The following is a 10,861-nucleotide window of genomic DNA, read 5'->3' on the forward strand; positions in this document are numbered from 1 at the left end:
CCTCGTTGACGTCGTCCTGCACTTCGAAGGCGAGCGCCACTCGTCCCTGCGCCTGGTCCGGGCGAGCAAGAACCGCTTCGGCCCGTCCGACGAGGTGGGCTGTTTCGAGATGGGCGACGGCGGCATCCGCGGGGTCGCCGATCCCAGCGGGCTGTTCCTGTCCCGCTGGCACGACGGCGGGCCGATGGACGGCGTGGCGGGTACCTGCGTCACGGTCGCCGTCGAGGGCCGCCGGCCGCTGGTCGCCGAGGTACAGGCGCTGGTGGCGAGCTCGGCCGCGGCGGTACCACGACGGGCGGTCTCCGGGCTGGACTCGGCGAGGGTCGCGATGATTCTCGCCGTCGTGGAACGTCGCGGCCGGATTCAGCTCGGGAAGGCGGACGTGTACGCGGCGACCGTCGGAGGCGTTCGGCTCGCCGAGCCGGCTGCCGATCTCTCCATCGCGCTGGCCACGATCAGCAGTGTCGAGGATCGACCCATCCCCGGCAACCTCATAGCGATCGGCGAGGTCGGCCTGGCAGGCGAGGTCCGCTCGGTGGGTGCGGTCCGTCGGCGCCTGACCGCCGCGTCCAGGCTCGGCTTCCGATGGGCGCTGGTACCCCCGGACGCGGGTCCGGCACCCGAGGGCATGACAACGATCGAGGTTTCGGACCTCACCCAGGCAATGCGGCACATGTACGGCACAAGCGAATGAAAATTACATCCGGTGAAAATATCGCTACAACATCGCAGGAGCGGCATGGCAAAGCAGCCGGCCCGATACCATGACCAGGGCGGGACGCCCCGATACAGAGGGAGCCAGATGGCAGGACCACCCGGGGATGACACCTTCCGGGCGACACTGGCCACTGTCGCCCCGGGCACCCCTTTCCGGGACGGACTTGAGCGCATCCTGCGCGGCCATACCGGCGGTCTGATCGTACTTGGTCACGACAAGGCGGTCGAAGGCGTCTGCACGGGCGGTTTCGAGCTGGACGTCGAGTTCTCCGCCACCCGGCTGCGGGAACTGGCGAAGATGGACGGCGCGATCGTCCTGTCGTCCGACCTGCAGCGGATTGTCCGCGCAGCCGTCCACCTGGTGCCTGATCCAACCATTTTCACCGAGGAATCCGGTACCCGGCACCGCACGGCCGAACGGGTCGCCAAGCAGAGCGGATACCCGGTGATCTCGGTCAGCCAGTCGATGCGCATCATCGCGCTGTACGTGGCCGGCCGGCGCTATGTCCTCGACGACTCGGCCGCGATCCTGTCCCGGGCCAACCAGGCGCTGGCCACTCTTGAGCGCTACAAGATGCGGCTGGACGAGGTCGCCGGCACACTCTCCGCACTTGAAATCGAAGATCTTGTCACCGTTCGTGACGCGATATCGGTCAGCCAGCGCCTGGAGATGGTCCGGCGCATCGCCGACGAGATCGAGGGCTACGTCGTCGAGCTGGGAACCGACGGCCGCCTGCTCTCCCTGCAGCTCGAGGAGCTGATGGCGGGGGTCGAAACCGAGCGGGAACTCACCGTCCGTGACTACCTTCCCTCCGGGGGCAAGGTCGGTACGGCAGCCGAGGTCCTGGCGCAGCTGTCCGCAATGTCACCGACGGAACTGCTGGACCTGACCGTGCTCGCCCGCGCACTGGGTTTTTCCGGCGGCGCGGACGTGCTCGACAGCCAGATCAGCCCCCGCGGCTACCGGATGCTGGCCAAGGTGCCACGGCTGCCGCGAATGGTCGTTGACCGGCTCGTCGACCACTTCAGTACCCTGCAAAAACTGCTGGCAGCCGGAGTGGACGACCTGCAGACTGTCGAGGGCGTCGGCGAGGCACGCGCCAGGGCCGTCCGCGAAGGGCTGTCCCGCCTCGCCGAATCCAGCATCCTCGAACGCTATGTGTGAACCGTCGAATTTTCAGGAAGCGGAAATTCGGTCACACCCACGATGCACCGCCGACCGCCGACCCGGGAACTGGGCCTCCGGCGTCGCGAGAAAAACATGATCACGCCGCCTTCGGCCCGCCAGTGACCCAAGGGCACAGGCCCTGATCTGCCCGGCCGACGGCCATGCCAGGATGGCGGGGATGGCATCTACTGTGGTTGCGGCTACCGTGGCTACCGCGTCTGCCACAGCCGACCCGCGAGTCCCTTCGGCGTTCGCCGACGCCGTCCTCGAGTGGTACGGAATCCACGCCCGTGATCTCCCCTGGCGGAATCCGGACGTAAGCCCCTGGGCGGTTCTCGTCAGCGAGATCATGCTCCAGCAGACGCCGGTGAACCGGGTCCTGCCGGTATGGCACACCTGGCTGGACCGCTGGCCGACCCCGCCGGCGCTCGCCGCGGAACCGGCCGGCGAGGCCGTCCGCATGTGGGGGCGCCTGGGTTACCCGCGCCGGGCGCTGCGGCTGCACCAGGCCGCGGTAACCATCACCGAAGAACACCGCGGTTCGATTCCCGACGATCTGGAACAGCTGCTGCGGCTGCCGGGGGTGGGGACCTACACCGCCAGAGCGGTCGCCGCGTTCGCCTTCCGCCAGCGCCACGCCGTGATCGACGTCAATGTCCGGCGGTTCGTCGGCCGGGCGATCAACGGCCGCGACGACCAGCGGACGGCCGTGTCACGCCAGGACCTGGAACTGGTCGAATCGTTGCTGCCGCAGGACGCCGAAAGCGCGGCCCGGGCCAGCGCCGCGTTCATGGAACTCGGGGCGTTGGTCTGCGTCGCGCGTGCCCCGCGATGCGTGGCCTGCCCGGTCCGGCAGGAGTGCGCCTGGCAGCGAGCGGGCAGCCCGGCCGTGGAGGGTCCGGGCCGGCGCGCCCAGAGCTACGCCGGGACCGACCGGCAGGTGCGCGGACTGCTGCTCGCGGTGCTGCGGGAGTCACGTGTTCCAGTGCGCCAGGACGTCCTGGACTCCGTGTGGGACAAGCCTGTGCAGCGCGACCGTGCTCTGCGGGGCCTGCTCGACGATGGTCTTGTCGTCGCGGTCGCACCCGGCGTGTACGCCCTACCCGGCGAGTAGGCCCCACCCGGCGGCCGTGGTAAGGCCGGTCCGGTCGTGAGGCCGGCGGCAAGTACGCGGACTGCTGTGACACCGCGCATATACGCGATCGGAGGCCGTGGCGTCCTGCCGCCGGCCCTGGGCCGCACAGCTCTCGCCCATATTTGCTATAAAGCAATATCGAGGCTTTGCGAGCATCCGCCGGCAAACCGGCCGGACCCGAAGTAAATGGTGCTGAACAGCTTAATTCGTAGCTCGTTCGAGATGATCGGAAAAAGGACCACGCAGTTGGCTGCAAATGCATCGAACCGGATTGCTAGCTTCACATCGAGGAGGCCCGAACATGGACACCGACGGCGACCTTGTTCCCGAACCCCGAGGCATACCCGCTCCGACGCCGGCCTCGCTCGCCGAGGTGGTGACGGTACGGCACGGCCCTCTGGTCGACCACGAGCTCGTTCTCACAACCGGAGCAACCGCGTCCGACCTGACGTCCGCGATGATCCTGGTGCCGCCACAGGCTGCACTGGTGAGCTTCCACGGTGACGTCGACCTGTCACTGATCTTCCGTGAAACATCTCGGGGCCGCGACGACGACCCCGACGACCTGGCCGGGTCGTCCACGTAGAGCCGGGTCGTCCACATAGAGCCGAGACCTGACGAGCTACGGGCGGCGACGACCGCTTGGTGTGCGGGTATGTGGACCGGGCAGGGTAGCCAGGCAATATCGTGGGCGGGTGGCCATACTCTCTCCCCGCGGCGAGGACTTCCCTCGCTGGTATCAGGACGTGCTCGCCAAAGCTGAACTGGCCGACAACGGCCCGGTCCGGGGAACCATGGTCATCCGACCGTACGGCTACGCGATCTGGGAGCGGATGCAGGCCAACGTGGACTCCCGGATCAAGGCGACCGGAGCGGTCAACGCCTACTTTCCGCTGTTCATCCCCGAGAGCTACCTGCGCCGGGAGGCCCAGCACGTCGAAGGTTTCAGCCCCGAGCTCGCAGTCGTCACCCACGGTGGCGGCAAGGAGCTGGAAGAACCGGTCGTGGTCCGCCCGACCAGCGAGACCGTGATCGGCGAGTACATGGCGAAGTGGACGCAGAGCTACCGCGACCTGCCGCTCCTGCTCAACCAGTGGGCGAACGTGGTGCGCTGGGAGCTGCGTCCCCGGCTGTTCCTGCGCACCAGCGAGTTCCTCTGGCAGGAGGGGCACACCGCCCACGTCGACGAGGCGGACGCCGCCGCCTACGCCCGCCGCATCCACCTCGAGGTCTATCTGGAGTTCATGACCTCGGTACTCGCGCTGCCCGTCTTCGTCGGTCGCAAGACCGCGAAGGAGCGTTTCGCCGGAGCCACCAACACCCTCACCCTCGAGGCGATGATGGGTGACGGCAAGGCGCTGCAGATGGCGACCAGTCACGAGCTCGGGCAGAACTTCGCCCGCGCCTTCGACATCGACTTCCTGGGCGCCGACGGCCGGCGACACCTGGCATGGACCACGTCGTGGGGTTCGTCGACCCGCATGATCGGCGGACTGATCATGGCTCACGGTGACGACAACGGGCTCCGGGTACCCCCGCGACTCGCGCCCACGCAGGTGCTCGTGCTGCCCGTCAGGGACGATGCAGCGCTCGTCGAGCAGGTTTCCGGGATCACCGAGGGGTTGCGGGCCGCTGGTGTGCGCGTTCAGCTGGACGCCCGGCCCGGCCTTTCGTTCGGCCGGCGGGTCACCGACGCCGAGCTCAAGGGCATTCCGGTACGCGTTGAGCTCGGCCCGCGCGACCTTGCGGCCGGCACCGTCACCCTGGCCCGTCGCGACACCTCGGAGAAGATCGTCATACCGCTCGACGACGTGCTGACCCGCGTGCCCGCGCTGCTGGACGACGTCCAGGACACCATGTACAGCACGGCCCTGGCCGCCCGCGACGCTCGCACCCACGACGTCGGGAACCTGGACGAGGCGGTCGAGGCGGCATCGGTGGGCTTTGCCCGCCTGCCGTGGGTCGCTGTCGGTGACAGCGGTGAAGCCCGACTCACCGAGGAGTCGTTGACCGTCCGGTGCATCCAGCGGCCCGACGGTACGATTCCGGACAGTGTGGACGAACCCGACCTGGTCTGCATCGTCGCCCGCGCCTACTGACCAGGCAGCCGTGGCCCCGACAACCCTGGCCTGACAGCCTGGCCTGACAGCCTGGGACAGACCGGTGGCCCGACGGGCTCTGACCGGACGACCTCGCCCTCGGCATCTGACGGTCGCCTGCGGGCGGGCTCGCGTACGGCCGTCTCGCCTACATCAGCTGGATCTCCTGGATCGCTTGATCGCTTGGATCGCCCCTGAATCACTTGGATTGCCTACAGCCGATCTCCCCGGCGTCGGGCTCGCGGGCTACCGGGCGTACTGCTGGTTAACGCTGCCTTCCCCGGGTATTTCCAAGATCGAGCTGATGGCACCCGGCTGCCGGCGGCCGTGCGACTACGCAGACCCCGCCTGATCGGAGCACGATCAGGCGGGAGTCGCCGCAGTGTCGCGCCGTCACAGGCCCCGAGGAGGACGGGAGTACGTTCATGGGCGAGAATCCGGACAAAATCAGGACGGATATCGAGGCGACCAGGTCCCGACTCACCGAAGAGCTCGGTCTGCTGTCGGAGAAGATAAGTCCGAGCCGGGTCGCGGGACGGACAGCCGCGGATGCCAGGAGCGCTGTGGCCCACGCCCGGGAACGGGTGGCAAGCGGCGCGGCAGGCGCTCGTACGCGGTTTGCCGGGGCCACCGAGGAACTCGCACCCAAGGCGTCGGCAACAGCCCACAAGGCTTCGGTAACCGCCCATAAGGCAAAACAGACCGCGGACGAGGTGGTATACCGGGCCAGCCAGAACCCACAGGTCATCGCAACCAGCAGAAAGGTCCGGGAGTCCACGGGCCAGGCCGTGCGGACGACACGCAGGTGGGCCACGGACAATCCCGGCGCCACCCGTGCCGTGGTGACCGGTGTGGTCGGTACGGCAGTGACAATTGCGGCCGTCACCGTCATAGTGAGGCGGCGTCGCTGCCGGAGCTGGGGCGAATAGTCACCTCGGCGCCGAGCCTGCAGGCGCTGGCGGGCCAAAGGCAGTGCGATCATGTTTCTTTCGCGCCGCCGGAGGCCAAGCCCTCCGGTCATGCAGCAGTCCGGGGCGCGAGGTGGCCGGTCAGGTGGTTACACGCCCTGTTTTGATCAGGAGATCGAGGGTGAAAACGGCTGCCAGCACGACCGTGTATTCCATCGGTTTCATGACTCGACGACAACGGTCTCACGCGGTTGTGGTGCGGATGTCAGTCGTGGTGCGGATGTCATGTGCGTTCTGGGCTTCTCGGGCGTCGGCGGCGTCCCTGCGCCCTTCTTCGGTCGCGGTCGGCTTGACGTCGTCACCGATCACGGTGCAGTCCCGTCCCCGTGCCTTGGCTATGTACAGGGCCCGGTCCGCCATTCCGACCAGCTCCACCTGATCCGAGACGTGCACGGGAAAGGCACATGCGCCCACCGACACGGTGGCGGAAAGCCAGGTGTCGGCATTCACGGCGATCGGGCTGTCGGCCACCTTGGTTCGCATCCGTTCGGCGACCACACTCAGCTCGTCCAGATGGACATTGGGGGCCAGCAGAGCGAACTCCTCACCACCATAACGGGCGAGCACGTCGCCCGGGCGCGTGGTCCCGCGCAACCGGACACTGATCTCGGCGAGTACCCGGTCGCCCGCGGGATGACCATGATGATCATTGATCGCCTTGAAATGGTCGACATCTATGATGAAGAGCGCCAACAAACCCCCGGTACGGCGTACCCGAGCGAGCTCTATCGGCAGCTCCGCCTCAAGAAAACGGCGTGTGTACAGGCCGGTCAGGCCATCGGTGATCGCCAGGCGACGTTGGTCGGAGACCAGGACCGCCATACGGGCGATCGTCAACAGGAACATCAGGGCGCACGCCACAGCAACTATCGGAATGTCGTAGGTGACCCCGCGGGCATACTGAACCAGCATCATGACGGGCGCGACCAGGGCAGCACTGAGCAGGACGGTGAGGCGACATCGATCGAGGTTCTCGTCCCCGGCCGGAGTCGGCTCGGCAAGGCAGGCCATTGTCGGATGAAGCGCCGCCGCGCCCAGCGAGAGATTACCGGCGAGCCAGATCACGTCCAGGAAGTTTCCCATCTGGTAGGTGCCGTTCAGCTGTTGCAGTCCGTACAGGGTGTCGGCAGTCATGATTGCCACGAGATTGCCCATGAGCAGGAAGAACGCCAACGGGTGGCGACCGGATCCAAGGACCAGCTTCAGCCCGACCGCGAACAGGGCGAGATCCATCACCGGGTATCCGACCAGTGGGACGGCTTCGACCAGCCGGCCGGAGTCGCTGCGGACGTAAGGTCCGATGATATAGAGCCACGACAGCATGGTCGCGGCGACCGCGAGCGTCCCGGCGTCCAGCAGACCAGGCAGGTCACGCCCGGGAGTGCGGTGCCGGACGAGCAGCACCAGACCCGCCACGACGAGCGGGTAACGGGACAGATAGAAAGCGTCGGAGACGACCCGGAAATCCGCGACACCCAGAACGTCGCGCAACAGATAGCAGGTCATGCCGGCAACCACGTACACCACCTGGCCGGCTCCCAGCAACAGCCAGGGCAACCGTGGCACGGGCTTGAGCCGGGCCAGACCAACAAAGACCGCCGCAGCCGATGACGTGCTGATCAGACAGTAGCCCGCCACCCGTCCCGTACCATGAACAGGTATCAGACGGTATCCGATCACAAGACCGGCTCCGACCATCAGGTAAAGCAACCATGGCCGGCTCACGAAACGGCTGGAATCGGCTCTCCCCCACCCCATCAGGTCGCCCCCTGGCAGCAGGGTGGTCGACCGCGGAACCCGCCCATCCGGGCGGTTCGGTGACATGTCAGGGTTCGTGTCATCCTGAAAATGGCTTTCATGGCGAGATACCCGGATCTGTCCGGTGGCGTGGAAAATCTCATACCGATGATATGGCATAAAAACCGTGCTGCAATAGGCAAAGCACTCCCAAATTACCCGACGACGACATCCTGCAACCGGTTCGGCCAGGTTTCCCGTGAAACTCCCGTGACGATCGACACCAACAGGTGGAGATCTCTCGGCGGCTCAGGGGCCTGGGTCTGTCGGACCTCCCGGATCGGCTTCCGGAGCCCGGATCCAGGAGGAACCCCGGACGCACCAGAATCATGATCACGATGCCTTTGATCCTCCAGCAGCCCAGACACCTGGACCTGCCAGATCGGCCTTCGGGCCTCCCGGATCGGCTTCCGGACCTCGGGAGCGGAAGAAACATGATCGCGGCGCCTTCGACCCTCGGAGAGGTCGCCGCGGCCACGATGCGTGACACAAAGCGGCTCTGTTGCCGCGCGCCGCCCTGCCCCACCGTCGCGCCGCCATCTCGACACAGGCGGCCGGTCCCCCCTACCGAACGGCCAGCCAGTCGGCCTACCGGAGGACAACAGCCGGTACCCGCAAAGCATCACGTGACCGACATCCCTTACGTCGACTTGTTCGTCCGTCTTCGGGTTCAGTGAAACAGTATGGACGAATGCTTTTCTCTATCAACGTATGGGCCCGTCCTATCCGCAGCGTGGCCGCCAGGCGTGACCAGGAGATCCGTGCTCTACGCGCAGCTCTCGGCCCACCGTGGAGAGGTGGCCGACACCGGAGGCCGGCCTGGCCACGCGACCTGTGGGGCTGGCTGGACATCGCCATGGAACTCGGCATCGGCCAAAAAATGTTGACTGTTGACTCAACGAAGGGCGCCGAAGCCGGTCCGGATGCGGCATGTGCCACAAACCAGCACCATCACGGCCGAGCACGTGATCATAAACACCGTCATCGGACGGTGACGTGTCACGAAGCCGGGCAGCAGGAAGCGGAGCCGCGGGCAATCCTGCGGGCTTCCAGGTCCGAAACAGAACGTATTGACCCAGCAGGTCCAGGAAGTCCCAGGCGGACCCGGAGGTCGCCACACCGCCGCCTGCTCAACACCCCCCGGAGCTGGGCTTCCAGCAGCGCGAAAAAAAAACATGATCATGCCACTTTTGGCACGCCGGTAGCCTGGAAGATCAGGCCGTCCCGGGCTGCCTGATGCCTGATACCGCGGGACTAATCCGCCTGCGGGCAAACCCTTTACCTATACACGCCGATCCAGCAACAGTAAGCAGGTGTGATCAATCGTACGTTTGAACACGGTGACTGGTTTGTTCCCGCTCGAGAAAGTTGATGCGCTCACAGTCGCAAAGCCCACCGACTCGGTAGCGTGATCCCCAAGGTGGGGGAGTCGCAGGAGAGGAGCGGGCGTGCTGGCGCCGCTGACCGACGCTGATCCCCGAAAAGTCGGGAGGTACTGGCTCCAGGGGCGACTGGGTGCCGGCGGGATGGGCACTGTTTACCTCGGTTTCGATGAGGATGGCCATCCCATAGCGGTGAAGGTCATCCGGCCGGAGCTGATTGGTGACGCGGACTTCCGGGAACGGTTCCGCCGTGAAGTTGCGGCCGCGCGCCGCGTCCGCGGCAAGTTCGTTGCGGAGGTCCGTGACGCCGACGTCGACGCGGAACGCCCATGGATGGCCACCGAATACGTCGACGGTGTCAGCCTTGCGGCGGCCGTCGGTGAGCGAGGGCGCCTGAGCGGTTCCATGCTCATCGACCTCGCCGCGAGCCTCGCCGACGCCCTCGCCGCCATCCACGCCGCCGGGCTGGTGCATCGCGACCTCAAACCGTCCAACATCTTGCTTGCCTGGGACGGCCCGAAGGTCATCGACTTCGGTGTCGCCCACGCTGTTGACACAACCGAGCACACCCAGACCGGCCACATCATCGGGACGGTCGCCTGGATGGCTCCGGAGCAGCTCCGCGGCGAGCGGGCAGGACCCGCGGCCGACATCTTCTCCTGGGCCATGTGCGTGGCGTTCGCCGCAACCGGCCGCCACCTGTTCGCGGCGGACACGCCCACCGCCTCCGCCATCCGCATGCTGCGGGAAGAACCGGACCTCAGCGGCATACCGGAAGGTCTGACGCCGCTGACCCTGCGGGCTCTCAACCGGGACCCGAGCAGACGGCCCACCGCCGTCGAACTCGTCACCGGCATCGTCCGCAACTACCCGGACAGCGTTGACCTGGCGGACCAGGTCACCCGGCGTGTCCTGGTCACGCCCCCGCCCCCGCCACCAGCGGCATCCGCTCCGGTGGCCGATCGCGCGGGAGGCCCGCGCGCAGCGGACCGGCTGGGCGGTCCCGCCGGTCACGCGGTCGTCACCGAGACCCCGCCCGGACAGCCCGGCGCCGGGCATGCCGGCGCTGTGCACCCAGGCAGCGGGCACCCAGGCAGCGGGCATGCCGGTGTCATGCGCCGCTGGCAGCTGGCACTGGTCACCGTGGCTGCCGGTATCGCGCTCGGGGTGACCACCGGGCTGGTCGTGGCCGTCGCCATGCGTGTCGCCCCCAGCGGCAACGCGAGCCTCCCCGGCGCGATGACGACACCAGCAGCCGGTGTGCCTTTCCCCAGCGGCAACGCGACAGTCCCGACGGCTGGAGGGTTGTGGACGCCCGGCCCGCCGGCATCGGCCGGGTTTGCGCTCACCCAACCACCGGGAGCCGTGGCCTGGACGCTGTCAGGACAGTCCACGAGTACGCCGCTGCCGCCCTCCGCTCAGCCGGCTCAGCCCGCTCCCGACGCCGAGAACGTTGCGCAATCGTCACCGAAGGAGCCGACGGCCCCGACTGAACCGGCTCCCACCAGGACGACCCCACCACCCCCCGCCACCACAACCTCGGCGAAGCCACCGCAGCCGCCGCCGACCTCGCCGGCGCCGGCTCCCACCAGGAC

The 10,861-nt window shown here is 67.2% G+C and carries 8 protein-coding genes; 7 read left to right on the plus strand and 1 reads right to left on the minus strand.

The genetic code is table 11. The features are described from left to right. The 6 genes from DD1DGNOD_RS25025 to DD1DGNOD_RS25050 form a co-directional block, all read left to right on the plus strand. Positions 1–694 (plus strand): S16 family serine protease (locus tag DD1DGNOD_RS25025; RefSeq protein WP_283234752.1); only part of this gene is annotated, 694 nt, incomplete at its 5' end. 108 nt (positions 695–802) lie between these two features. After that, the gene (disA, locus tag DD1DGNOD_RS25030; RefSeq protein WP_131771163.1) at positions 803–1,882 is read left to right on the plus strand and encodes a DNA integrity scanning diadenylate cyclase DisA; all 1,080 of its coding nucleotides are present in this window, start codon (positions 803–805) and stop codon (positions 1,880–1,882) included. Between the two features lie 172 nt (positions 1,883–2,054). Continuing rightward, entirely contained in the window at positions 2,055–2,999 is a 945-nt protein-coding gene (locus tag DD1DGNOD_RS25035; protein WP_131771164.1) for an A/G-specific adenine glycosylase, read from the plus strand. Positions 3,000–3,321: 322 nt separating this feature from the next. Beyond that, positions 3,322–3,606, plus strand: a complete 285-nt coding sequence (locus tag DD1DGNOD_RS25040; protein ID WP_131768798.1) for a hypothetical protein — start codon at positions 3,322–3,324, stop codon at positions 3,604–3,606. A 109-nt stretch (positions 3,607–3,715) separates the two neighbouring features. Next, on the plus strand, positions 3,716–5,119 hold the full coding sequence (gene proS / locus DD1DGNOD_RS25045; protein ID WP_131768799.1) for a proline--tRNA ligase: 1,404 nt from the start codon (positions 3,716–3,718) through the stop codon (positions 5,117–5,119). A 425-nt stretch (positions 5,120–5,544) separates the two neighbouring features. Then, complete coding sequence (locus tag DD1DGNOD_RS25050; RefSeq protein WP_131771165.1) at positions 5,545–6,048, plus strand: DUF3618 domain-containing protein; 504 nt, start codon at positions 5,545–5,547, stop codon at positions 6,046–6,048. Between the two features lie 222 nt (positions 6,049–6,270). On the opposite strand, the gene DD1DGNOD_RS25055 is transcribed toward DD1DGNOD_RS25050, so the two are convergent. Beyond that, entirely contained in the window at positions 6,271–7,725 is a 1,455-nt protein-coding gene (locus DD1DGNOD_RS25055; RefSeq protein WP_165035268.1) for a GGDEF domain-containing protein, read from the minus strand. Positions 7,726–9,332: 1,607 nt separating this feature from the next. Between DD1DGNOD_RS25055 and DD1DGNOD_RS25060 the strand changes: the two genes are divergently transcribed. Next, positions 9,333–10,861 (plus strand): serine/threonine-protein kinase (locus DD1DGNOD_RS25060; RefSeq protein ID WP_131771166.1); only part of this gene is annotated, 1,529 nt, incomplete at its 3' end.

It is taken from the genome of Candidatus Protofrankia californiensis, assembly GCF_900634765.1.
Classification (GTDB): Bacteria; Actinomycetota; Actinomycetes; order Frankiales; family Frankiaceae; genus Protofrankia; species Protofrankia californiensis.